Annotated in this window: 29 protein-coding genes and 1 pseudogene; 10 read left to right on the top strand and 20 right to left on the bottom strand. The window is 42.3% G+C overall.

The features are described 5' to 3' along the window. Positions 1-151: 151 nt before the first annotated feature. On the bottom strand, positions 152-892 hold the full coding sequence (locus ACYQ3Q_RS23765; RefSeq protein WP_459930926.1) for a hypothetical protein: 741 nt from the start codon (positions 890-892) through the stop codon (positions 152-154). A gap of 212 nt (positions 893-1,104) precedes the next feature. Here ACYQ3Q_RS23765 and ACYQ3Q_RS23760 point away from each other — a divergent pair, with 212 nt between their 5' ends. After that, on the top strand, positions 1,105-1,707 hold the full coding sequence (locus tag ACYQ3Q_RS23760) for a class I SAM-dependent methyltransferase (protein WP_459930925.1): 603 nt from the start codon (positions 1,105-1,107) through the stop codon (positions 1,705-1,707). Positions 1,708-1,777: 70 nt separating this feature from the next. Here the strand turns inward: ACYQ3Q_RS23760 and ACYQ3Q_RS28705 are convergent, their stop codons facing one another. Then, a complete protein-coding gene (locus tag ACYQ3Q_RS28705) occupies positions 1,778-2,086 on the bottom strand; it encodes a four-helix bundle copper-binding protein (RefSeq protein ID WP_487247263.1) in 309 nt (102 codons plus the stop codon). A gap of 283 nt (positions 2,087-2,369) precedes the next feature. Here ACYQ3Q_RS28705 and ACYQ3Q_RS23755 point away from each other — a divergent pair, with 283 nt between their 5' ends. The 4 genes and pseudogenes from ACYQ3Q_RS23755 to ACYQ3Q_RS23740 all read left to right on the top strand — a co-directional run bounded on the left by ACYQ3Q_RS23755 (position 2,370) and on the right by ACYQ3Q_RS23740 (position 4,634). Further along, the gene (locus ACYQ3Q_RS23755; RefSeq protein ID WP_459930924.1) at positions 2,370-2,756 is read left to right on the top strand and encodes a hypothetical protein; all 387 of its coding nucleotides are present in this window, start codon (positions 2,370-2,372) and stop codon (positions 2,754-2,756) included. 27 nt (positions 2,757-2,783) lie between these two features. Further along, complete coding sequence (locus ACYQ3Q_RS23750; RefSeq protein ID WP_459930923.1) at positions 2,784-3,224, top strand: hypothetical protein; 441 nt, start codon at positions 2,784-2,786, stop codon at positions 3,222-3,224. A 397-nt stretch (positions 3,225-3,621) separates the two neighbouring features. Further along, positions 3,622-4,254, top strand: a pseudogene (locus ACYQ3Q_RS23745) (ATP-dependent metallopeptidase FtsH/Yme1/Tma family protein); the annotation flags it as partial. Beyond that, positions 4,254-4,634 (top strand): hypothetical protein, encoded by a 381-nt coding sequence (locus tag ACYQ3Q_RS23740; protein WP_459930922.1) that lies wholly within the window; start codon positions 4,254-4,256, stop codon positions 4,632-4,634. The pseudogene ACYQ3Q_RS23745 and the gene ACYQ3Q_RS23740, both read left to right, overlap by 1 nt. On the opposite strand, the gene ACYQ3Q_RS23735 is transcribed toward ACYQ3Q_RS23740, so the two are convergent. Continuing rightward, complete coding sequence (locus ACYQ3Q_RS23735; protein WP_459930921.1) at positions 4,557-4,817, bottom strand: SHOCT domain-containing protein; 261 nt, start codon at positions 4,815-4,817, stop codon at positions 4,557-4,559. The genes ACYQ3Q_RS23740 and ACYQ3Q_RS23735 overlap by 78 nt on opposite strands. 514 nt (positions 4,818-5,331) lie before the next feature. Here ACYQ3Q_RS23735 and sigI point away from each other — a divergent pair. Continuing rightward, the gene (gene sigI / locus ACYQ3Q_RS23730; protein ID WP_459930920.1) at positions 5,332-6,042 is read left to right on the top strand and encodes an RNA polymerase sigma-I factor; all 711 of its coding nucleotides are present in this window, start codon (positions 5,332-5,334) and stop codon (positions 6,040-6,042) included. Positions 6,043-6,064: 22 nt separating this feature from the next. Next, positions 6,065-7,099 carry an anti-sigma factor domain-containing protein gene (locus tag ACYQ3Q_RS23725; RefSeq protein ID WP_459930919.1) on the top strand — a complete coding sequence of 345 codons (1,035 nt, stop codon included), beginning with the start codon at positions 6,065-6,067 and terminating at the stop codon, positions 7,097-7,099. 5 nt (positions 7,100-7,104) lie between these two features. On the opposite strand, the gene ACYQ3Q_RS23720 is transcribed toward ACYQ3Q_RS23725, so the two are convergent. The 17 genes from ACYQ3Q_RS23720 to ACYQ3Q_RS23640 form a co-directional block, all read right to left on the bottom strand. Then, complete coding sequence (locus ACYQ3Q_RS23720; protein WP_459930918.1) at positions 7,105-8,361, bottom strand: nickel-dependent hydrogenase large subunit; 1,257 nt, start codon at positions 8,359-8,361, stop codon at positions 7,105-7,107. Positions 8,362-8,395: 34 nt separating this feature from the next. Further along, on the bottom strand, positions 8,396-9,394 hold the full coding sequence (locus ACYQ3Q_RS23715) for a hydrogenase small subunit (RefSeq protein WP_459930917.1): 999 nt from the start codon (positions 9,392-9,394) through the stop codon (positions 8,396-8,398). 769 nt (positions 9,395-10,163) lie between these two features. After that, positions 10,164-10,796, bottom strand: a complete 633-nt coding sequence (locus tag ACYQ3Q_RS23710; RefSeq protein ID WP_459930916.1) for a Fe-S-containing protein — start codon at positions 10,794-10,796, stop codon at positions 10,164-10,166. Between the two features lie 70 nt (positions 10,797-10,866). Further along, on the bottom strand, positions 10,867-11,013 hold the full coding sequence (locus ACYQ3Q_RS23705; RefSeq protein ID WP_459930915.1) for a CcmD family protein: 147 nt from the start codon (positions 11,011-11,013) through the stop codon (positions 10,867-10,869). A 53-nt stretch (positions 11,014-11,066) separates the two neighbouring features. After that, positions 11,067-11,759, bottom strand: a complete 693-nt coding sequence (locus ACYQ3Q_RS23700; RefSeq protein ID WP_459930914.1) for a cytochrome c biogenesis protein — start codon at positions 11,757-11,759, stop codon at positions 11,067-11,069. 3 nt (positions 11,760-11,762) lie between these two features. Then, positions 11,763-12,437: a heme exporter protein CcmB gene (locus tag ACYQ3Q_RS23695; protein ID WP_459930913.1), complete on the bottom strand. Its 675-nt coding sequence runs from the start codon at positions 12,435-12,437 to the stop codon at positions 11,763-11,765. After that, on the bottom strand, positions 12,434-13,138 hold the full coding sequence (gene ccmA, locus ACYQ3Q_RS23690; RefSeq protein ID WP_459930912.1) for a heme ABC exporter ATP-binding protein CcmA: 705 nt from the start codon (positions 13,136-13,138) through the stop codon (positions 12,434-12,436). Before ccmA ends, ACYQ3Q_RS23695 begins: the two co-directional genes overlap by 4 nt. 34 nt (positions 13,139-13,172) lie before the next feature. Beyond that, positions 13,173-13,466: a hypothetical protein gene (locus ACYQ3Q_RS23685; RefSeq protein WP_459930911.1), complete on the bottom strand. Its 294-nt coding sequence runs from the start codon at positions 13,464-13,466 to the stop codon at positions 13,173-13,175. An 81-nt stretch (positions 13,467-13,547) separates the two neighbouring features. Further along, positions 13,548-14,024, bottom strand: coding sequence for a cytochrome c-type biogenesis protein (locus ACYQ3Q_RS23680; RefSeq protein WP_459930910.1), 477 nt, complete (start codon positions 14,022-14,024; stop codon positions 13,548-13,550). Beyond that, the gene (locus ACYQ3Q_RS23675; RefSeq protein ID WP_459930909.1) at positions 14,021-16,039 is read right to left on the bottom strand and encodes a heme lyase CcmF/NrfE family subunit; all 2,019 of its coding nucleotides are present in this window, start codon (positions 16,037-16,039) and stop codon (positions 14,021-14,023) included. The genes ACYQ3Q_RS23680 and ACYQ3Q_RS23675 overlap by 4 nt, the downstream gene beginning before the upstream one ends. A gap of 30 nt (positions 16,040-16,069) precedes the next feature. Then, a complete protein-coding gene (locus ACYQ3Q_RS23670; protein ID WP_459930908.1) occupies positions 16,070-16,534 on the bottom strand; it encodes a cytochrome c maturation protein CcmE in 465 nt (154 codons plus the stop codon). Positions 16,535-16,682: 148 nt separating this feature from the next. Continuing rightward, a complete protein-coding gene (locus ACYQ3Q_RS23665) occupies positions 16,683-17,672 on the bottom strand; it encodes a hypothetical protein (protein ID WP_459930907.1) in 990 nt (329 codons plus the stop codon). Positions 17,673-17,839: 167 nt separating this feature from the next. After that, positions 17,840-18,031: a hypothetical protein gene (locus ACYQ3Q_RS23660; RefSeq protein WP_459930906.1), complete on the bottom strand. Its 192-nt coding sequence runs from the start codon at positions 18,029-18,031 to the stop codon at positions 17,840-17,842. Between the two features lie 60 nt (positions 18,032-18,091). Continuing rightward, a complete protein-coding gene (locus ACYQ3Q_RS23655; protein WP_459930905.1) occupies positions 18,092-18,844 on the bottom strand; it encodes a cytochrome c biogenesis CcdA family protein in 753 nt (250 codons plus the stop codon). 21 nt (positions 18,845-18,865) lie between these two features. Continuing rightward, on the bottom strand, positions 18,866-19,372 hold the full coding sequence (locus tag ACYQ3Q_RS23650; RefSeq protein WP_459930904.1) for a hypothetical protein: 507 nt from the start codon (positions 19,370-19,372) through the stop codon (positions 18,866-18,868). A 646-nt stretch (positions 19,373-20,018) separates the two neighbouring features. Further along, positions 20,019-20,213: a hypothetical protein gene (locus tag ACYQ3Q_RS23645; RefSeq protein ID WP_459930903.1), complete on the bottom strand. Its 195-nt coding sequence runs from the start codon at positions 20,211-20,213 to the stop codon at positions 20,019-20,021. Positions 20,214-20,367: 154 nt separating this feature from the next. After that, positions 20,368-20,502 (bottom strand): hypothetical protein, encoded by a 135-nt coding sequence (locus tag ACYQ3Q_RS23640; RefSeq protein WP_459930902.1) that lies wholly within the window; start codon positions 20,500-20,502, stop codon positions 20,368-20,370. Here ACYQ3Q_RS23640 and ACYQ3Q_RS23635 point away from each other — a divergent pair. The 3 genes from ACYQ3Q_RS23635 (at position 20,501) to nrfD (ending at position 22,678) form a co-directional block, all read left to right on the top strand. After that, on the top strand, positions 20,501-20,644 hold the full coding sequence (locus ACYQ3Q_RS23635) for a hypothetical protein (RefSeq protein WP_459930966.1): 144 nt from the start codon (positions 20,501-20,503) through the stop codon (positions 20,642-20,644). The two genes, ACYQ3Q_RS23640 and ACYQ3Q_RS23635, sit on opposite strands and share 2 nt — an antisense overlap. Positions 20,645-20,772: 128 nt before the next feature. Beyond that, positions 20,773-21,414, top strand: a complete 642-nt coding sequence (locus ACYQ3Q_RS23630; RefSeq protein ID WP_459930901.1) for a 4Fe-4S dicluster domain-containing protein — start codon at positions 20,773-20,775, stop codon at positions 21,412-21,414. Between the two features lie 31 nt (positions 21,415-21,445). Continuing rightward, entirely contained in the window at positions 21,446-22,678 is a 1,233-nt protein-coding gene (nrfD, locus tag ACYQ3Q_RS23625) for an NrfD/PsrC family molybdoenzyme membrane anchor subunit (protein ID WP_459930900.1), read from the top strand. Position 22,679: the final 1 nt, after the last annotated feature.

Raw genomic sequence — 22,679 nt, 5'->3', positions numbered from 1 at the left:
TAATAATTTATTTGGTTCCTTGTCATCTCGAAATAGATCAAAAGACTTATACTTTCCGATATATTAAAAAAACCAGAGCGTTGAGTTGCGTTCTGGCAGGCAATTAGCGTTTTCATCAACCTTTCTCACAATAGAACTATGGAAACGAACGTCAAGTTCCAAAGCGTTTGCCAAATCGGTTCAATAAGTTCAATAAATCCTCCGGTAAAAATTGCAGTGATTGTAATTTACTATTTGAAGCTGGGCCAGTCAATGGTTTGGAACCAGTTGTTTCCGGCGGCACGACCGCCCTTACAAAAATAGTTGTTAAAAGTTCTAATATCAGTAAAGGCAAGGCTCCTCGCACGCCTGGAAACGTAAATAAAGGAAAAAGAAGAAAGACAGCCGGACAATAAGGTTTATCTGTAAAATCGCCATAGACTGCTAAACTAAATACTAGGGGAATCTCCGGTGTTTCCTGGGGAAATATCCCAGTAACAGCTTGATCGGTTGAAGGGGCGGATGTACTGGTTGAAGGCTGTACATTGCCGCGTGACACCGAGGCCAAAAAGTCCTGTAATTCACTTAACGACATCCGCACAGTTTGTTCTGGAGATATAACAGGACCTTTCTGAACCGGTATTAATTCATGACCAAAAAAACGATCAGCAAGAAACAGGAAAAATTGGGTAACGATGAGAACACCTACGGAAGCAAATACCTTTCCCGTTAACAGTGGTTGTAAGAAAAAAAACGAAGCGCTTCCTGGTACAGAACTAACCGGAGCAAAAATGGTCAGACCCAAACTTAAAGGTTCTTTAGGAAAATGACATTCACAAGAAACAGGTTCACAAGGATTCGGCCCAGGCAATGGAGGTGTTCTATTACAAAACGATGAATAAATATTGTCCATTCATCTAATCCCCTCTTTCTATTTTAGATTATGGGGATTTAATGAAAATGTACCTTATTCCTAAGATTCTTGTGGGCATTTTTTAACATGATCTTCTATTCTTATGAAGAAGAGAACACTATGCCCGTGGAAAGAGGAATAATATCATCTTATGTTTGTCACACTAAACTAGAGTTAGAATTTTCGTAAAGAGCTTAAGAGAAAGGATTATTATGGACAAAGAGACTTTGTTAACTCGCAAAAGATATAATCGCACTTCAAAGTTCTACGATATTATGGATCGGATGATTAAATCAGACCTAAGAAAAAAGATACTTAAACAAGCAAAGGGCAAGGTTCTTGAAGTTGGAGTGGGAACGGGAAAAAATCTTGAATATTATCCACCCACTTGTGATATTACGGGGATTGATCTAAGTCCAGGTATGCTTGAGAGGGCGAAAGAGAGGGCTCAGAAATTAAAAATTACTGTTTCTTTACTGGAGATGGATGCGCAAAACCTTCAATTCCCGGAAGAAAGCTTTGATACTGTAGTCGCGACCTGTGTTTTCTGCTCTGTGCCGGATCCGATCAAGGGCTTAGAAGAAATTAAACGTGTTTGTAAACCAAGAGGAAAGGTCTTACTTCTAGAACATGTCCGAAGTGATAATCCCATATTAGGAAAGATTATGGATCTTTTGGATCCTCTAACCGTGCGAATGATAGGTCCACATATTAACCGTAGGACAGTCGAGAATATTATTAAAGCTGGCTTAAGGATTCGAAGTATAGAGGATCAGAATACAAAAATTTTAAAGCATATTGTCGCAGAACCGTGAGATGTATGGATAACTATTCACGATGATAAAACCCGACTCTCAGTACTTATTGAGAGTCGGGTTATCTTCTCTACATTGCAAACGCTCGACATTCCATGGCACAGTGCAAACAGATGTGGGCACATTTTTGAGATTCCTTGTCGGTAAATCGTGCACATTCATTTCCACATGCTTCACATATACTCGCGCAAAGGCCTGCTATTGATTTGCTATAAGGGCTATGCCGAGCAAGGTATTTGGCAGTCAGCGTACAGATATCTGCACAATCTCGTAGTAGTTGTAATTGTCTATGCCTTAGATGAAGATCTTGGGAATGCATAAGGAGATGGGTAATCATGTGTTCACACATTACTTCACAATCTTGAACAGTATTTGTGATATTAATTAGCTAAGCCTCATTTTCGCGACCTACCTCAAGGTGAATGTGCTGGAGTACCAATTTTACTCAAGTTATGGGATCGTTTTGATTTCTCTATCCTTCTTACGCAAGCTGGAATCAATAAACTTCGCGGTGTGCCCACCTGGATGACGGCTTTCCTATACGTTGTCGGTCTCATCTCTCATTGCACTTCCGTTTCTAAAATGGCCGAGATGGCTGGTAAAGATGCTTTACTTCGATATTTATTCCAAGGTAAGAAAATCATCCAATCATCCAATCAACCATGAGCCGTTTCCTTACCACGTCGTATAATTGGTCTTTATTTGGTGAAAAGCGTGTCGGTCGCCTACAGGATGATCTAGATACCCAGTTGCACGAGGGCGATGTGATCGCACTTGATGATACATTAAATCCACACCCCTTCGGAAAAGAGTTACCGTTTTTATGTTGGCTTTTTGACCACAGTAAGAAAATAAATGTCTGGACCATGAATCTTGTCACTTTGCATGTAGTCCTTCGAAATGGCCTTGAGTACCCTCTGTTTTACCGTATATGGCGTAAACCGGAGGTTAAAGGGGAAGGTCCAACAAAATTTGACCTAGCAATAGAGATGCTCGTACAGCTACGTAAATCAGTTAGTTGCCGCTTGTGGGTGGCAATGGACCGCTGATATCTATCCAAGGATTTCTTCAATTTTTTGACTTCAAATTCTTATGACTGGGTCACCAAAGCCAAGCGCAATACAGCAATCTACCGCAGAGTAATAAAACCTTGGAGCGGCCAAGAACGTTTTGTTTCAATCAATGCCCGGATGCTTATTAAAGAAATCTTTCCGCAACTCAAAATACAAGGTCCAGGATTGGTTTCCGTTGCTGTTCCCGATATCTATATGAAGATGCCCTATAAAGTCACCAATAAAAAAGGCAAAGTGGTCACCAAACAACGTTTTACACCGATTGCTGCCGTTGTAGCAATGAACTTGAAAGAAGACGAAGATCAAACAAAAGAGAATGTGGTCGAAGCGGATATAAAAGAAAAAACGAGTGATGGAGAAGGCTTCACCCACGGCGAAATGGTCAGCAGCCTCTTCCACACTCGTTGCGAGGTCCGGTTGAAAACCCGTAAAGGAATTCAATAGGTCCATATCCAGTTTGACACAACTGTGCATAGATTTGCAAGGCTTTTTGACGAATTTTGGCCGGATGAAATCCGAATGTTTTGGGGTAAGGGTTATCCTAGTATCCAAGGACTACCATTAAGTGCATAGGTCCTGCAAGAGATCTACATTTGTTAAATGTTTGCATAATAACCACAATGGAGGTTCACTAGATATTCACATTTAATTCATAAGTTCTTTATAAGAATGATATATAGTAGTTTAATAGAAATAAGTTCTTTACCTCTCCTCTTTTATTAAGGCTTTCTTTGGAAAGCCTTTTCAATTCTTCGAAATAAATTAGAAAATTGTTTTAAGGAGGAATTGGGAATTTTAACACTTTGATTCTATGAGACAATTATTAATCGAGGGAAAGATTATGAATAAAACAAAAAAGCAAGCGAAATCTATTATTTATTATTCTGTGGTCGCAATGCTGATTTTGATGCTGCTCAATGCATTTGTATTCCCATCATTATTGAAACAACAGGTTCACGCAGGTTGACTACAGCACCTTCTAAACCAAGTAGAACGTAGAGCTGTGATTGAGGCGGAAATACAGGATACTCAGATTATTTTTACTGCCAAAGATGAAGCTGATCAGAACAGCACATATTCCACGGGAACTATCAATGATCCGGATCTAGTTAATCGTCTGTACAATGCAGGGGTAAAATTCTCTCAGGTCATTCCGAAAGAGAATTCCCCTCTGTATAATTTCCTTTTGACATGGATTCTGCCCCTAATTCTCTTTATCGGAATCGGACAACTGATAGCAATTCAGATGCAAAAACGCATGGGCGGAATGAAATCCATGACTTTCGGTAAAAGCAATGCTAAAATCTATGTTCAGGCACAGACAGGCAAAACCTTTGCTGATGTAGCCGGACAGGATGAATCGAAAGAGGCACTCGCTGAGATTGTCGATTTTCTTCACAACCCCAAAAAGTATTCTGAAATTGGTGCAAGTCTGCCTAAGGGCGCATTGCTTGTAGGCCCTCCTGGAACAGGATGATGGCACTAGAGACTGTGAATAACCCATACCTTGGAGGTGATACTTCCCTTACCTGTTCTGCTGAAACAGCAGCAAAAATTGATGATGAAGTACTAACCATTATTAAGAGTGCTCATAAAAAGGCAATCAGTATTCTGAAAGAAAATACAGATAAGTTACACGAGCTGGCGCGTTACTTGTTGAATAAGGAAACCATTACAGGAGAAGAATTCGTGGAGATTCTTTCACGTAAAATTTTAAAACGAAAAGGAGAACAGGTAGCATTGCAAGCTGCCTGTTCTCTTCTTTCACTGGGTTACTTATTTATTTTGGAGAATCTCACGACGGCGGTTAAATTCTTCTGTATCAATTTCTCCGCGAGCATACCGTTCACGTAAAATGTCCAAGGCACCCCCCCGGTCACCTGTCTCAATAGGGGCGTGTTTGCCAATACGCCGAAATAGGTAAATCCCAAGAACGAACAAACCTATCCAAAAAATCATTTGGACTGCCATACCAATTAAGCCCATCCACCAATAACCTCCACCATAAGCACCATAGCCACCCCATCCATTCATCATCAGTCTGAATTCCCTCCTTAAAATCATAATTGATTTCACTACACTAAGTAGTATTTTGTCTCTCAACAAGCCAGATAATTCAAAATCCGCTCCAAATTCAAAATCAATATAACACCATAGATTAATTATGCTTGTACTGCTCCATTGAACTGCCGTCCAGTATTCACAAGAAATTCATAGGTTTTTCATAGTAAGTTCATAAAGAAATGATACCCTGAGCTAGGAAACGGTCAGTTCATCAACTCTTCCAGTTCCAAAGACGCTGAACGAGCATTCTAATCGTTTCAAGCAAGATTGACTGGGTTTTTATGCTCAGTGAGGACTAAAGGCTCAGACCCTTAATAATGGTCTGAGCCATTCTTTTATCTAGTCAGACCCCCATGTCGTTAGACGGCACCACTAATAATTATCGAGGGGTAGGTTGAGAAATTTTCTTGACAGGACTTTTTCTCCGGGTACCCCCTTAAATTTCTGATACATATACGAAAATAATCTAATAAGTGGAGGGGTTGAAGTGCCAGAATTAACGATTCAGCAAACTTTACTACTAGCCAAAGAAGGAAACGAACTTATTAGAGAAGAGTTCATACAAAATCACAAGCCATTTATCATAAAAATCAGCTCCAACATCTGTAAACGCTATCTTACCTGGGGACATGATGACGAGCTAAGCATCGCTCTAGTCGCTTTTAATGAAGCAATAGACAGTTTTAAACCTAACGATGGGGCATCTTTCTACGGTTTTGCCAAAACAGTTATTACCAGACGGTTGATAGACTACTTTCGCAAAGAGTCTAAACATCAAGCTCTCTCTCTAACCCCACCGGAGGCTGACAATAATGATCTAAATGATTATGATTCAGCATCATCGTTTGAACTATATAAAGAAGAAGAACAAAAAAATGATTTTGCAGAGACAATAAAAAACTATACCATTATACTAGCCGAGTTCGGAATAACTTTGGAAGACTTAGTCGAAGTTTCCCCGAAGCATAGAGACAGTAAGGCAACTCTATGGAGAGTTGCCCAAGAGCTTTGTGCACACCCCAATTTATTAAAACACCTAACTAAAACTAAGCTTTTACCGCTCAAAGAGTTAGAACTCCTTACAGGCGTGAAGCGAAAGGTTCTAGAAAGGGGTAGAAAATATTTGATCGCAACAGCTCTAATTCTATCGGATCCAGAACTCGAATCTTTGAAAAGTTTCACTCAGATAGACCAATAACTTAAAGAGAGGGGTTAGCATAATGAAAAAGACGAGAGGCATTGTCATGAAGACATCAAAAAAGGCCACCATCCTTTACACTGAAAGCGGCGACTATTTGGAAATCAAAACTCCGAAGACCATTCCTGCCCTCGGACAGGTTATTGAAACCGAGCTACCTATGCATAACCCTCTAAGTCATAGACTCCTCAAATTTGGTTCTATCGCTGCAATCCTGCTACTCGCCTTGACTCTAAGTGTCTTCAACATAGTCTCAGGACCTAATACTGCTGTGGCAGCTGTTGTGATGGATATGGACACAAGTTTGGAACTATTAGTTAACCGTGAAGCTAAAGTTCTTGATGTAATCGGTGTAACTCAAGGGTCCGGAAATACACCATCGAACCTTCAACTTCAAGGGATGGACATCTATGCTGCTGTAGACCTGATTATCGATAAAGCGAATAATCAAGGAGTATTTAATCAAGGTAACAGCCTAATCCTGACGAGCATTATCCCCATGGATAACCAATCGGTGGACGTTATCGATCAAGCGAAACTGCGAGACTCTATCGAACGTCATATGCTTGAGAAAAACATCTCTGCTAACATGATGGTTAGTAAGACAGATGAAAAAACTCAAAAAACAGCTCAAAGCCTTGGTATGAGTGTAAATCATTATCAGATTTACAAGCGTATTCTGGAAAAAGGATTAATTGTCACTGCTGATGGTTCTAACTCGAAGGATGCCCTTCATATGTTGTCCGAGGCAAATACCACCTTAATTTCACTTTTCCCGAAAGAGAGCATGGCCATATCTTCTCAAAGCGAGATGCACGAGGAAATGTCTAACTCAATGGGAAATCCGATGACTGGTGAGAGTACCCCAGCAAAGAATTCCTCCGAGTCAGGATCAAGTCAAAGCTCACCCGACAAAGCTGAAGAGTCAACATCATCCGGATACTCTATGCCTGAAAGCCAACATATGAGCGGTGGTCCGTCAGAATCTATGTCAACACCCATGAAAGGTAACTCAGGTGGTTCAGATGGCTCTGGAGAACATCAAATGATACGTTAAGGCCTCTATTCAGTCTCAATTACTTCAAACTTATATCCCCTGCCCCACACTGTGCTAACAAATGAAGGTGCACCGGGAACTCGCAATTTATCTCTTAAGCGATTAATGTTAGTATCTACTATTCTAACATCACCGTAATAATCGATACCCCATACACTTAACAATTGCTCTCTGCTATATATCCGCTTCGGAGACCTAGCTAAAATAGATAAGAGGTCAAATTCCTTGGGCGTTAAATAAATTTGTTCGTCCAAAACAAAAACATCCCGATTAAGCAAATCTATTCTCATTCCAGTGAATGTCAAAATATGCTGATCAGGCGCAGATCCGGTTGAAGCTCTACGCGAGGCGGCTTTGATCCTGGCAACCAGTTCCCTGGGGCTGAAGGGTTTTCCCATATAATCATCAGCCCCTGTTTCTAAGCCGAGGATTCTGTCAGCTTCTTCATTCTTTGCCGTTAACATGATGATAGGAACGGTAGAAGACTTCCTAATCTCCTCACAAACTTTAACACCGTCAATTGATGGCATCATTACATCGAGGATAATGATATCCCATAACTGAGGAAATTGCCCGGGCGGGCCTTGACCTATAGCGAAGTAATCGCTGTACGCGCTAGTTAAGGTCTCTACATCCGGCAAATATTTATTGTTTATGAAGTCTTTGACGGTTACCAGGTAGCTCTTCATTTGAGTTATTAGCCCAGCCTCGAGGGGCATCGTTACGCCGCCGGGAGCTATACTCATAACGTGAGGCACCCTACCAGCCAGGATAGCCACCATTTCCTGTGCCTGACGACGGACTTTTAGTCCTTCCAGGTAATTAGTGATTAGGCGTTGAGTGTCCGTACTATTGATCCGCATGTCTACATCATACCCGGGTGACCAAGGATTCAATTGGGGACCAATAATATAATCCATTAAACTCAAATGATAAAAATGCAGGATATGGTCTTGTAAATAGTTGCCTGCCTGAATGATGGTACGTTGCAAAGTGGCTTGCGAACTAGGTGTAAAACCCATGGCTTGTTCATTGGCTTTAACCGAAGCAATGGCATGTGAGACTGGGCAAACCCCGCAAATCCGTTGCGTAATATGGATCGCATCCCAAGGATGTCGATCCTTCAAGATATTTTCCATATCCCTGAACAGGTTACCTGTCATATAGGCCGTAGTAACTTTATTGCTGCTGTCCAGCTCTACCTTTACTTTTAAGTGACCTTCTACCTTGGTTACCGGGTCTATAGTAATAGTATTCGGCATAATTCTTATTCCTTTCTTAAGTTAAGTTACTAAATTAGCTAGTTTTAAACTTATACAACTTTGATTTAGACCTGATTGTATTCACAATGCTGGAGCTCTGGTTGGAACTCGTGCCACCGGAATCCATTCCGCCAGAGCCCATTCCTCCGTAATAAAAAGGCCCTTCTGGAAAACTCGGGGAAGCGCAGCTTATGCATTGCATGTCAGCCTTATCAATGCACCAGTTCACACCGTTATTCCATTTAAGGAGAGGACAACTGAAAGTGGTTTCAGGTCCTTTACAACCAATACCTCTATAGCAGCCAAAAGCACCGTATTGATCCACCATTTCTGTATGACGGCGAGGACAATTATTGTGGACAGTAGTTGGATAATATTGGACCGGCCTACCATAACTATCTAATTTAGGAACGCCTTTGGTTAACAAAGTTACTATCGTTCCAACCATGGTTTCCGGATGAGCCGGGCAAGCCGGTAAATTTATGATTGGTTTTTGTGTTTTCCCATTCAAAACCTCTTTAACTGTCTTAATACCTGTGTAAATCGACGGTTTAACTACTCCGCCAAAAGAAGCACAGGTGCCTATGGCCAGAACATATTTTGCTTTTGGTCCTAATTCATTCACCGCATCGATCATAGTCCAATTTTTTCCTTTTTTGTCTGCGATAACACAGTAATTACCATTTGTGCTTGTTGGGATACCGCCTTCAATACAGAGAATAAATTCCCCTTTATAATCAGTGGATGTGTCAATGATTGAAGTAACCGCCAGATCACCTGCTGCCGTGGCCAAATTAGGATGATACTTAACGCTGATTTGGTTCAACAGCACATCGTCGATTGTGGTCGGCTGGGTGGCGTTAAGTAGAGAAATAGAACAACCCGTACACATGGAACCTTGCAGCCAAATAACCGGCGGACTAGTACTTGCAGCCAAAACCTCCTCAACTTTGATTAGATCTAAAGAAGTAAGTCCTAAAGCCATAGCAGATCCGGCAGCCCACTTCATAAAATCTCGTCGACTAATTTGCATACTATAACCTCCATTTTATAAGCAGTTTATTAGACTAAGTTGTTTTTTTATCTATCTGTAAAGCTTAGGGTCACCTCCCATCCATATTTAAATAATAGACTAATAGTTTGAATATCCTTTGGACAAAAGTTAACGTTTTTGTAATACTTAGGTGATAAGAGCAATACAAAGTAAAAAATAACTGGGCTACCTCAAATGGTTTCATCCCAGTTAAACTTATTCAGTAGATTTTATGGCGATCAGATTGGCTTCCAGTAATATGATCCCCCCGCATATTAGTATTATGATTCTCGTTATTCGACAACCTATAAGCTATGAATACTTACTCCCATGCTTGTAGTATCATTGCAACCAATTAGACTATGCTGTGAATGAGTTATGAATTTTTTGTGAATTTAAGAGAATGTCGTGTCCTTGAATTGCTTCGCTTTGTTCGTAAAGCTACGGGAGGACATCGAATTTATTATGATTTAGGTAGGCAGTCATCCACTTAATGATCGTACTAAAAAGTGGCCGAGGATTAAATCCCCAGCCACTTTATTAATTTGCTTATTTGTACTCATGGTCCTTCAAGCGCCCAATCTCTTCAGCATCTGTACAAAATTACAGATAGTTAAATGACCCTGTAACCAGCCTCATCGACGGCCTTAACAAGCATCGAACGATCTACTGTTCCTATAACAACCGCTTATTTATGAGCTAAATCGACTTCTGCTTGAGTAACACCAGGTACTTTCACTAACGCCTTATTAGCGAAAGTTCACTAAGTTTAGTCCATATTAGCAGTCGTTGAAGCGTCATAATCTCGCGGCTTCCAGTTTTTAAGATCGCCTTCATTAAGAAGGATTTTACCGTTTTCCTTGTCAACAGTATAATTCAACTCTTGAGGAGGATACTTAGTGCATCCGCCACCCAACCCCGTTAAGTCGGCGAGACTCCAACGGGTCCAGCAAACATTACAAACCAAAACATCCCCTTCGATGTGGAATTTGCGGGAATAGCATGGTTCACAAAAACTACTGGCCACCATCACCCGGCCCGCAGGGCTTAAATAAGCCATTACCGGTAACCCTTTCTGGCTATTACCTATATCAAAATTGGGATCATACATGGCGTAAATAATTTTGTTTTTCTCCAAGTCGTCGAGAGATAATTTAACTTGACCGTTATTAATCTCTGCGTTTACCTCAGTCATTTCAATGGTTTTATTGGTATAGTTAATACTTTTTCCTATTGAATATTTGTTATCGAACCCGGGAATTACCTCCTTGGTCGAGAGAACAACAGCTACTACCCCCACCACCAACAATGTACAGAGACTAATTAAGACCAACTTCCGCCGTTTTTTACTTTGTAATTCTAGAGCCTCTAGACGCGCCCGCTTCTCTTCCAGATCCGCCATGCTGATCTCCTCCTTCCTCTCAATATATCGGAGAGGTCTGCTTTAAGACCGTCGAACTATCAGGGGTACCTTAGGTAGATTTGCTATTGATGACTGCTTTCAAAAGTTCAAGCTCTTTCTGGAGCTTGGCTTGTCTTTTACCAAGACGCAAACTGTAACCGAAGATCAAAACCCAAATAATAGAATAGGCGAGAGACAAGTAAAACAACTTATCCATATTGCACCTCCGTTCCCGACTCTTGATTTCTTCACTATCTACCCCTTGATTCGTTAGTTGAACATTCCCTCTTTTAACCAACGAATCTCCGCTTTCATCCTTTCAATACGGACACTACGCATCATAAAATAACAGTACAATAAGCTAAAAGCGAACAGGCTGGCAATGAAAGCCAGCATCATGTCAGGGGCTAACGCAATTCCATTCGAAGTGACCAGAGCACCGGGGTGCATAGTCCTCCACCAACGAATTGCCAAGAAATCGATCGGCACGACCACAAAGGCCAAGATGCCAAACACTGCAGCTAGACGTGCTTTCTTTTCCTCCTCGCCGATGGCCGAACGAATCTTGGCATAGGCCAGATACAAAAACCACAGGATCAGAGTGGAGGTCAGACGTGGATCCCACGTCCACCAAGTATTCCAGATGGGTTTTGCCCAGATCGGGCCGGTAATTAAAACGATGGTTGTAAAAACTACACCGATTTCCGCAGACGTATAGGCATACATATCCCAGTTTGTCCGCCTGGTAAGTAGGTAAGCGATACTGGCAACAAAAACAACGAAGAAGGCCATCATTCCGACCCAAGCCGAAGCGACGTGAAAATAAAAGATTCGTTGGACATCACCCATTGTTTTTTCTGTGGGCGCATAAACTAGTGCTAAATAAAGCGCCACAAACACAGCAAGAAAAGTTAACCACGCCAAAACCTTTTCTATTAGACAAGGGCGCGTATTTTCAGGCACAGACTACACCTCCAGTAAATAATCGAAGAGAAGCATAGGTAAAACGGTAAAGACAACCCCGTAGACAACCAGAATCTTAAGAAACAGATCTGCTCCGCTTCCCACTAGACCAAAACTAGCTTTGGTAACGATCACAGCGCTAAGCAAAACCGGAATAATCAGCGGAATCAACAAAATCGGCATAAGAATCTCTCCGCTTTTTGTCGCCGAAGACAAAGCTGCCAAACAGGTGCCCACAGCCATAAAACAATAAGTGCCAAGCAGAAGGACAATTACAAACATGCCTAGCTGCTGTGGTCCGGGGTAATTGAAGATAATGAAGAAGAGAGGGATTGTTACACCTTCTACAATAACCATGAGCAAGAGGTTCATGATCGTTTTAGCCACGTAAATAGCACTACGGTCTAGGGGACAGAGCATCAACCCATACAAACAGTCATTCTGTTTTTCCGCAGCGAACGATCGGTTAAGGCAGAATATTCCGGCGAAAATTATGGTAATCCAAATGATACCTGGCAAGACCTCGCCCATTAAATCTTTGTTTAGATTGATAGCAAATCCGAAAACCACCACTACCAATAGAGAGAATACTATCATCGTGCTCAGCATTTCCTTACCCTGAAGCTCACTTCTAATTTCTTTCCAAAGTAAACTTCTCACTTTTCTGAGGAAACTCATTTGACTCCTCCTACAAGCTCCAAATACCGACGTCTAAACTCTTCTCGCTGTAAACTCCGGGGATTGCAGGTGTAGGCAATACGACCACCCACTAGAATCAAAGCTTGGTCACTTTGTTCCAAGCCCTGGTCAAAGTCATGGGTAATCAGAAAAACTGTATGTTTACTCTGGGCTAACTGACTTAAAATTACATTTAAAACCCCTTTAGCCATTTCATCCAGCCCAGTATAGGGTTCGTCCATCAAAAGAATGGGGGGTTTGTGGACAAGCGCGCGCGCAATAGAGAGTCTCTGCTGCATACCTCGAGAGAAACTATGGACTGGATCACCAGTTGCAAACGACAATCCCACTTCATCTAACAGTCGTGTAATCCGTCGCTTTAGGTCTGGCACTTCATACATTCTACCGTAAAACTCCAAGTTTTCTCGCGCCGTTAAGTTATCATAGAGAAACGAATTATGAGATATCATTCCTATCTTACGTCGGAGAGTTGACCCGTTCTCCCTTACGTCCTGACCGTCAATCAGTACCTGCCCACCAGAAGGTTTACTGAGCATAGCCAGAATTTTTAGGGTCGTACTTTTACCGGCCCCATTAGGCCCAAAACAAGTAACGAATTCCCCAGGGGCGATTTCCAGATCAATACCCTTTAAAATATTTTTACTATCGATTGTTTTTATTAGGCCCCGGGTTATAATCATTTGTCTCATCTCCCCTTGATGCGCACGATTTGTCTTATTTGGTATTACTGTCCCCCTCAAGATCGGTATCCTCTGTATCTAAGATAGCCAGGGCCACTTTTGCATACTTGTTTTTTAAGGATCGGTAATCTTCCTCCGAAAGTTTTTTCATGTGATAATCAAATTCGATTTCACTTAGGGTACCCATAATCACGTCTTTTTCCGTTGCCATAGCTGGACTCAACCAGTCTGCTTGCTCCCCTTCATCTCCACGACCTTTCCAGATGGGATAGCCTATTAAAGTTAGGGATACCAACACCAATAATACGAGTAATAAAACTGCATACAAAGGTTTCAACCTCCAAACGCCCTTTTAATAGTAAGGCTTATCACCTATCCGATGCCTAACCGCAACTTAGACTCCCGCTTTTTATAAATACTTCTTTAACTCTTCGTCCAAACGACGGGCATCCTCCGGATCAAGCGGGGCAACTTCTTCTTCCCGCAGGGATGAACCTACCCATTTTTCTAAGCCCAGGTAAATAAATGCACCTCCACCAATAGTCGCCACAAATGGTCCAAGCCAAGCAACCCAATTGAAACCCCTTTTTGGCGGTGCAGCCAACACTTTATCTCCATATACCTCTGCTAGATAAGCATACGTTTGTTCCTTATCCAAACCCTCTTTGAACATCTTTTCTCGGATAATGCCCCTTAATTTTTCGGCAGCTAACGTTTCGCAGGCTGCCAGATTCATCATACAGCCATCAAGGACACATATTACCCCACTTTCCACATCCAAAGGTATAGGGCGTGTTTCCCAAGTCTCGCTACCTTGGGCCGTTATAGGGAAAAACAACAAGGTGAATAAGACAATGATAACTGGCACTAACCCCAATCTCTTCATACTACGCCCTCCACCTTATCCTTAATGATATCCTGCCTTCGAAGGTAGTGAGCCCCAGATTGACTACCGCGTCCGGGCCAAAGGGCAAAGATCGTGCCGAATATCAAAACATAGCCACCAATCCAAAGCCAGGCAACCAAAGGATTAACAAAAATCTTGAATGTCGCGCTCCTATCCTTTTGCCAATCCGCCAGAACAATGTACAGATCTTCTTTTAAAGTCGTGCGTAGTCCAACCTCAGTGGAGGGTTGATCCGAGGTGGGATAAAATACTTTCTGTGGTTCCACTACGCCGAGCATGCGACCGCTATGCCGATCATAGACGCTTAACGAAGCATAAACAGCCTGACGTGAATTACCCAGATCTTTTTGAAATAAATTGTTGTAAGTTAATTTGTAGGAACCTATCTCGAGAGTTTCCCCGATCTTAACAGTTTTGGTCAAATCAAGATTGTAGGTGTGAGAACCAGTAATTGCGATCAACATTAGCACCATACCCAAGTGAATGATATAACCCCCGTGACGCCGACGATTGCGCATCAATAAAGTAAAGATGGCCATCAGGAAAGACTCCCCGGTTAATCTCTGCCGCACCCGCGTTCCCTGGACAATCTCCAGTAGAATTGTAGAAATACAAAATACCGCTATCCCATAACCGGCTAAAGCATAGGGTTTCCTAATCCCTAGAAGGAATATGTCCAGTATAGCTACTGTCGTAAGAACTGTAGGCACCAGGAAATTGTCGAGCAAACTTTTAGAAGTAGCCTTGCGCCAGGCAATTAACGGGCAGATTCCCATCAGGATAAACAAAGCTAATCCTAACGGGGCACTGACTGTATTAAAGAAAGGCGCTCCCACTGAGACTTTTACTCCCTGGACGGCTTCAGAAATTATCGGGAAAATCGTACCTAAGAATACTGCGAAAGCTAAGCCAACTAGAACTAAGTTATTCAATAAAAAACTGCTTTCCTTAGAGAGGAAGGCCTCGAACGAGCGACCCTGGGTAAGGAAGGCACTCCGTGTAACAATCAAGATTATGCCAACAGCCAACATGAAGACGGTAAACACTAGGAAATACCGCCCTAGTTCGTTACTGCCAAAAGCATGAACAGAAGTTAGTATGCCGCTGCGCACCAAGAAGGTACCAAATAGTGTGAGCACATAAGTAATGGTAACCAGCGCTACGTTCCATACCTTCAGCATGTCTTTGCGCTCCTGGATCATAACGGAATGGAGAAATGCAGTACCGGTTAACCATGGTAGTAAGGAAGCGTTTTCTACCGGATCCCAACCCCAGTAGCCACCCCAACCTAACTCCATATAAGCCCACTGAGCTCCAGAGAGATTACCTAAACTTAGAAATAGCCATGCTATGATCGTCCAACGACGCGTAATCCTAATCCACTCATCTCCGGCATTTTTGGTAATCATTGCAGTCATCCCGTAAGCGAAGGGTATAGCAAACCCGACGTAGCCTAGGTAAGTAGCAAGCGGATGAATCACCATGCCTGGGTTTTGTAACATCGGATTCATACCTGCTCCGGCACTTACTATAGCTCCTGGGTACCAGCCACTTACCCGCTCAAATGGATTCGTTAAAAACGCTAGAACGAAGAGAAAAAAAGCTGAGTTAATGAGTAAAATTCCGCTGGCATAGGGCGCCAAAAGCTTACCTTTACGAGAATAGGCAACGACTACCGAACACCAGGATAGTAGGAACAGCCAAAGCAACAAGGAACCGGAATTGCCCGCCCACCAAGCAGAAAATCGATAAAAGCCAGGTAAATCACTACTTGTGTATTCATAAACATATTTGATGCTGTAATCGCCATTCATTAGAAAGTAGATTAGGATTATGCTAGCCGCAGTGTTGAGAAAAGCTACTGCTAAAGTTGCTCCTTTAGCGCTCCCCAATAAAGATTGATTTTTTGTACGAATGGCCATTAGGAACGCGACAATTCCATATAAACTCAAAACCAGAGCCAAAACTATTGAAAAATAGCCTACTTCAGCCATTAGCGTACATCACTCCGATCTTGATTTTTACTACCTTTTAAGACCTAGAGATCTTAAAAACTTAGTAACTGCACCCTCCTGATGGGATTGGTCTGCCTGCTCATACTTGGAAGGGCACTTGAGGTTAAGATTATCGGCATGGAAAGTGCCATCCGTGTCGAACTTACCTTCCACTACGGCCCCGGTTGCCTCTTGAAAATTATCGGGTTTGACATCGTTATAAATTACTGTCAATCTCTTGTCGGGAGAGTTTTCATCATAGATCTGAAACTTAAGCACGACCGGGTTACTGTTCCCGTCAAAGGTTGCCGTAGTGACATCGATTTTTCCTTCAATACGGTAATACTTACCAGGATCAATACTACCGTTGATAGCTTCACCTACCTTTAGGTAATAAGCGGCATTAGCAGTGCTAAACCCGGCAACTATCAGGTAGAAAACAGCGGCCACTATTATGAGAATGCCAGCAGTTACTTTAAGGTTCTTTTGTCTCATTTAATCACGCCTCCAGTGTAAATCGAGGTTCGAGGTTCGATATTCGTGGTTCGAGTGCATGTCCCTTTACGGGTTCTGCATATCTCTGTGAGCATTTTCATCCTCTGATGATCCCCCATTTATGTGGCATGGTGATCTACTTGCATGTTCAACTATCTTCTTTAATTTCGGCCAAGAGCTGTTTATAAGTGTCCACATCAATCTTGCCATCTAGCAACATTTGACGAAGTTTCCTTTTTTCCTGATTTCCAGCTTCCACCTTACTAAGCTTTTTAGATACTATCCCTTTTTTCTTGGCTACGGTCCCTTTATAAGCACCCTGTGCAGGTTGCTTATTCCTATTGAGGCCTAAGATTAGGATACCGGCCAAGATAGCAACAAACAACAAGATAGGGATTAGGACCTCCGGCTTACTAAGCTGACTATTCCATCCCGGTGATGAACTTTGAGGGTTACTCTCACCGATTTGTGGCTGGTCGAAGCTTGGTTTATTATCCGGCTTGGTATAGTCGACTTTAACGGCTACATTATCTTTAGGCGTCTGATTTTTATAGTTAAAGGAAAATCTATCTAACCCTTTAGAATCTTTCCCAGTCATACTTGCAGCTGGAGTAGTGACAAAATTACTAGCGTTTTTCGGGGCTACAATGTTTAAATCCAAGTTATCTATATCATCTGTCGGAAAAAATATGTAGTTAAACGTCTTGTTTGGAGCAGTAGAACCATTATCGTAATAAAATTCTAAATAGGCCGGATACTTCTGGTTGGGAGCGATGTCTTTGGTGATTTTCCAACTGAGCTTCACTTTGTTATCGTCTAGATCCTGAGTGGTATACGGCTGGCAGTCATGGCCCCCCTGGGCAGTAATTTCGCAGGCCATACCTATTTCCGCCCCCTTAGGGATGATAAAGGAAATAAGGGTGTCTTTCTTAATAGTTTCTGTCCCGGGATTAATAAAGTCCCCTTGATAAATTACTAACGTTCTTGGGTCATCATATTCTGGTTTGACATCCACTTGAAAGTTTGTGGCTTTTAGACTGCCACTCTCTGCCCACGCAACATTAGGGCTTAGGTAGCTTATGCTTAGGCTTAGAAGAAACAAAACCATCGTTAAAACTAACTTTGTCTTTGTTTTCACTTGTTAATCTCTCCCTTATGTTATGAAGTTGTCCATCCGCATAATCCCCTAGATTAGAACCTCAATCCAATAGATGGGCTTAAACTCGGGGAAAGAGGGATAGGAGGCTACCCTATCCCATGGTCCAAAATTTTTATAACATAGCATCACGAAAAATGGACTTAAGCCTATTTGCTCTTATGACCACCGCAGCAACCCGCGTCACCTGTACTTCTATCTTGTAGATCTTTCTCAGGACTATCGTGCCGTTGCCCATGTTTCTTCCCACCGCCACAACAACCCGCTCCTGACCGATGCATAAAGAACATTATCGCGATGAACAAGAAAATCCACCAGTTTTGACTAATAAATTGCAACATTTTTTAATTCCCTTCCAAAGTAATTTATGTTCCACTAGACCCGATAAAAGATAAAAGCGTTTACATGCCCAGAGGCAAACGAGGCAGGAACTTAGCCAAGTAACCCGTCAGTTGAGTCAACTTGTCAGCGTAAATCACATAAGAGATATAAAGCATTAGGAGACCGGCTAGCCGTTCGACAACAATTTGCCAGCGACGTACCCTCTGCAAACTCTTAATAACCCAATTAAATGACATCCCTGCGATCATATAAGGAATAGCCAGCCCTGCGGAAAAAATAAACATAACAAGCATTCCGCTGAACGGATTTTGGGTGGTGCCTGCTAAAGCTAGAATAGAGTAAAGAGTTGGGCCAATGCAATGGGAACAAGCAACGGCGAACAATAAGCCGACGACAAAGGATGACCAAGTACTGTGTTTGGCCTTATTCCTCAACTTTTCGTAGAAGGCTGGTTCCCAGTGTAATTTAGCAAGAAACGACAGATCAAAAACGCCCAAAAGCTTAAGCGATAAGATAAGGACAACTGTACCACCCAAAATATTAAGCACGAACTGCCATTTACTGAGAATTGACCCAAGTTCTCCTGCAGCGGCTCCGGCAGCAGTAAACACCAGAGCAAATCCGCCGATAAAGGCTAGGGTATTCTTCAGTACTCGGCGGCGTAGGAGAGCATCCATAGCCGTCTCTTTAAGTTGATCGGAAGTCAGCCCTGTAATCAGAGAAAAATAGACTCCTAACATAGGAATGATGCAGGGCGAGAGAAAAGATAGAATTCCAGCAGCAAAAGCAATTGCTAATAGCGACGTAGTCAATAAATCACCCTACTCTCGGTTTTAGTAAGCCCACGTGAAGTTACGCATCGGAACGCTGACTAAATTCTTAATTACAAGTGTAACCTGGCTGCCGGGTTTCAGTTTGCTTAAATCTGTACTTTGTACTCCTATTTCAGCCGAAACGTGATGACCTTCTCCGCTTTTGTTTAAAACTTTAACGACAGCTGGCACAGTGGTACCACTAATCTTTAGTTCAGTATTCTCAGTAAAATCGAAATCGTCCAGATTGGTCATATGATTGTTCATCGATACCGCAAATTTCTGCATAGAGGAATTGGAACCTTCTTTTTCCCAGGTAACGGTAACATAAACCCCTCCTTGTTTATCAAGTTGCGGTGCCATCCCCGAGCCAGCGACCAATGGGCTGGAAGAGCCGGAGTTGTTAATACTGGTCGTATTAGTAGCTTGCTGCGCTTGATTTTGCGTAGCTTCAACCGTTTGGAGGCCCCACCAAACGCCAGCCCCTAAAATAATAATTAATGCAGCTGCAAGTACTCTTACCTTCAATCGTCTCTCCCCTTTGCAAATAGCAAATTTCCTACACCCAAGACATTTCTCACTAGCAACCTTGTCTGACTAGCTCTAATAATACTTACACAATTCGACTATGCTGTGAATTAGTTGTGAATTTCTTATGAATAAAATAACTATTTTTTTCGTTTAAATTGTTAGACATTAAGGGCACGAATAAATTTATGCTTACCAAATGCCAAAAGGGCAGTATCTTGGAGACACTGCCCTTTTTCTAAAAAGGATGACTTTTACGCTACTGAAAAAGGCGAATTTGATGGCCGAGATTCCTGTGGAGGAATTTGAGCACAGGAACCGTGAGTAATGAAGATAGTAGAAAATGACTCCAGCGAGTCAAATGAGTAAAAAGCGAAAGAAGAGGGATCCCGAATATAAATCGGGGACCCTTTTTCATGAGAAATTCACAACTTTTTCATGAGATGATCGTATCCGAGAGTTACACTAAGGACATGGAAAAACAGCAAGTGAACTCGTTCAGCTAAAGCTGAACATCGAGACTTCGGTGGGGGAGTCTACCCCCACCGAAGCAGAGCATGGAACTCCCGCTTATAGAAGTGGGAGTCTCGGAAGTGGATCAAACGAAGCAAAGCTGTAAAATAATGATTAATTGGAGGGATATAACTCATATTTCCAGATACACTTTAGCATCGACAATGGTTCCATTCGCCGTTCCCATACCCATTTTAAGTTGCTTTTTATCGGGCCGCCTGGCTTTACTATGGCCAAAATCGATGGTTATAACGCCTATCTTACCTCTTCTACCAGCTTGGTGAAAGTGGATACTTTCATTATCTACCGTTTCATAGTTCCCCCACATTATAAAGGAAGTGGTGTCATAGTTAATGTTCTTGATTCTTACCCCATAGGTCAGCAAAGCGTTGGCACAGATCTCCGAAAAGATCGTGCGGCATCCTGCCTCATTGAAGACATCCAGAAAATAGCCAAAGCGGTCATTTTTTATTTGTTCTAATTCAACTGGAGCGTTGAAAAATACCTTCCAAATCTTTGGGACAATAGTAATCTTTCAACTGATACAGGGGTTTATACCCTTCTTCCGTCATCGGTGCCATTAAAATCATGGCTTCAATACCAGGAGGAATGTCCATGGGTCATCCCGTTGCTTTTTCCATATGCTTATTTATGATTTGTGGTAAGCATATCTTGTCGTATAATGGCGCATCAAAAAGAGACGGCCGAGAGTGTGATTGTGCTGCAATTTATTGTCATGAACTTGGAGCATCGGATTAGGGTTCTTTTTACGCTTTTTACATTTTATTTAAAAAAGAGTGCAGGATATCCTTAGATGACCTGATTATGTTCTGGTTTGAAAATTTGGGGTCTGTTTAGCAAACCCTAATTCGAAGGGAGAATACGTAGTGAGCACAGACAAAAAATGGGTGATGGTAATTGATTTGCAGAAATGTATTGGCTGTGACGCTTGTACAGTGGCCTGTAAAGCAGAGAACCGCACTCCGCCGGGAGTGACTTACAATATCGTAATTACGGAGGAAAGGGGAACTTTCCCCAATGTTACCAAGGTTCATTTGCCTAGACCCTGTATGCAGTGTGACCAGCCCCCCTGTGTTCAGGTTTGCCCGGTAAAAGCGACCTATAAACTGGAAAACGGGATAACCGCTATTGACTATGATCGTTGTATCGGCTGCCGCTACTGTATGATAAGCTGCCCATATGGAGCTAGGTATTTTGACTTCGGTCTGGATTACAGCCAGGAGATGGTTGGATATAACGAGGTACAGGCACCGGAATACGGCATTGACAGAGGTAAGCGGGAAAACGGCAAGTCTCCAATAGGGAATGTACGCAAGTGCACGTTCTGCTATCATCGGTTGCAACGCGGAGAAGAACCGGCTTGTGTTGAGGTTTGTCCGGGAGATGCCCGTTATTTTGGCGATCTTAATGATCCTGAAAGTGTGGTTTCTAAATTGGCAGCAAGCCCAAGGGCATTTCTTCTCAAGGAAGAAGTGGGGACTAAACCCAGGGTCATCTACCTGAAATGATGTTAAACAATAATAGGAGGATGTGAGTACGGTGAAAAGCAGCGAACGATTGACTAAAGCCTGGTATGGCGTACTTGTTTTGTTAATGGCGTTTGGCGGCTGGGCGATTATCGAAAGAGTTCAAGCCGGATTGGTCGTTACTAATTTGACCAGTGATATAACCTGGGGGGCTTGGGTAGCATTTTATATCTTTTTTGTGGGTTTGAGCGTCGGTTCTTTTCTCCTGTCTACCATGTTCTTCGTCTTTAAGATGGAAAAATATCAGAAGATTGGTCGGGATGCCCTGCTGGTGGCCATTCTTAGTATGGGTTTGGCCATGTGCTTTATCTTATTGGATTTGGGGAGGATGGAACGGTTCTGGCATACCTTACGTTACTGGAATTTTACCAGTATGCTGGCTTGGGAAGTTCGTTTTTATGCAATCTATATTGGCTTATTAACTGCTGAATTCTATTTTTCCATGCGACAGGATCTGATTCGGGTTGCTCAAGGCACAGGGTGGCAAGCATCCTTGGCCAGCTTCCTTGCCTTTGGCAGTACTGACCTGACCGATAAATCCAAACAACGTGACCACAAATTGTTAAAAATTTTAGGCTCAATTGGAATTCCCATTGCTATTTTCGGAGTTCTAGGGGGGGAAGGTATGCTTTTTGCAGGGGTTAAAGCCCGGCCATTCTGGAATAGCGGACTTCTCCCGGTAATCTTAATCGTATCTGCTCTGGTCGCGAGTACCGCTCTGCTGCTGGTGTTTTATGTGATCCGGACCAAGGCGATGGGACGTGAGGTCGATAAGGAAATGGTTAAATCACTGGCCGGACTCTTAACCCTTTTTCTCCTTATAGAGGTGGGCATGGAATTCTTTGAATTTTTTGTTGGAGCCTATGGACTCGAAGATACGGAACTGGCTACTATCGAAACTATTTTCCTAGGCCCTTTTTCCTGGTCATTCTGGTGGATACAAATGTTTTTAGGAGTAGTTATTCCGCTGTTTGTTTTCTTTAACCGCAAGCTAAAGGAATCAATGACTGCTATAACCTTAGCTGCTTTTTTGGTAATAATAGGTATTTTAGGAGTTCGGTTTAACATTGTGGTACCTCCTCTAATTGTACCCGTGTTACAGGGATTGCCCTGGGGTTATTATTATCCTACTCTGGTTGAATGGATTAGCAGTGTAGGAATAGTAGCTTTCGGGTTGTTTCTATACACGGTAGCAATCAAAGCTTTGCCGATTGATACTATAAAAGACATTAGGGAGGGAAAATAAT

Source organism: Desulfosporosinus burensis (genome assembly GCF_054657535.1).
The sequence above is the reverse complement of the archived record's forward strand: the minus strand, read 5'-3'. Positions and strand labels throughout refer to the sequence as shown.

Coding starts and splice junctions, on each gene's coding strand:
- ACYQ3Q_RS23660 (WP_459930906.1), bottom strand. CDS start 18,031: ATGTTGCAATTTATTAGTCAAAACTGGTGGATTTTCTTGTTCATCGCG.
- ACYQ3Q_RS23645 (WP_459930903.1), bottom strand. CDS start 20,213: ATGTGGGGGAACTATGAAACGGTAGATAATGAAAGTATCCACTTTCAC.
- ACYQ3Q_RS23725 (WP_459930919.1), top strand. CDS start 6,065: ATGAAAAAGACGAGAGGCATTGTCATGAAGACATCAAAAAAGGCCACC.
- ACYQ3Q_RS23720 (WP_459930918.1), bottom strand. CDS start 8,361: ATGCCGAATACTATTACTATAGACCCGGTAACCAAGGTAGAAGGTCAC.
- ACYQ3Q_RS23695 (WP_459930913.1), bottom strand. CDS start 12,437: ATGAGTTTCCTCAGAAAAGTGAGAAGTTTACTTTGGAAAGAAATTAGA.
- ACYQ3Q_RS23710 (WP_459930916.1), bottom strand. CDS start 10,796: ATGGCGGATCTGGAAGAGAAGCGGGCGCGTCTAGAGGCTCTAGAATTA.
- ACYQ3Q_RS23670 (WP_459930908.1), bottom strand. CDS start 16,534: ATGAGACAAAAGAACCTTAAAGTAACTGCTGGCATTCTCATAATAGTG.
- ACYQ3Q_RS23705 (WP_459930915.1), bottom strand. CDS start 11,013: ATGGATAAGTTGTTTTACTTGTCTCTCGCCTATTCTATTATTTGGGTT.
- ACYQ3Q_RS23680 (WP_459930910.1), bottom strand. CDS start 14,024: ATGAAGAGATTGGGGTTAGTGCCAGTTATCATTGTCTTATTCACCTTG.
- ACYQ3Q_RS23640 (WP_459930902.1), bottom strand. CDS start 20,502: ATGGACATTCCTCCTGGTATTGAAGCCATGATTTTAATGGCACCGATG.
- ACYQ3Q_RS23715 (WP_459930917.1), bottom strand. CDS start 9,394: ATGCAAATTAGTCGACGAGATTTTATGAAGTGGGCTGCCGGATCTGCT.
- ACYQ3Q_RS23635 (WP_459930966.1), top strand. CDS start 20,501: ATGGGTCATCCCGTTGCTTTTTCCATATGCTTATTTATGATTTGTGGT.
- ACYQ3Q_RS23675 (WP_459930909.1), bottom strand. CDS start 16,039: ATGGCTGAAGTAGGCTATTTTTCAATAGTTTTGGCTCTGGTTTTGAGT.
- ACYQ3Q_RS23735 (WP_459930921.1), bottom strand. CDS start 4,817: ATGATGAATGGATGGGGTGGCTATGGTGCTTATGGTGGAGGTTATTGG.
- ccmA (WP_459930912.1), bottom strand. CDS start 13,138: ATGATTATAACCCGGGGCCTAATAAAAACAATCGATAGTAAAAATATT.
- ACYQ3Q_RS23760 (WP_459930925.1), top strand. CDS start 1,105: ATGGACAAAGAGACTTTGTTAACTCGCAAAAGATATAATCGCACTTCA.
- ACYQ3Q_RS23755 (WP_459930924.1), top strand. CDS start 2,370: ATGAGCCGTTTCCTTACCACGTCGTATAATTGGTCTTTATTTGGTGAA.
- ACYQ3Q_RS23765 (WP_459930926.1), bottom strand. CDS start 892: ATGGACAATATTTATTCATCGTTTTGTAATAGAACACCTCCATTGCCT.
- ACYQ3Q_RS23740 (WP_459930922.1), top strand. CDS start 4,254: ATGATGGCACTAGAGACTGTGAATAACCCATACCTTGGAGGTGATACT.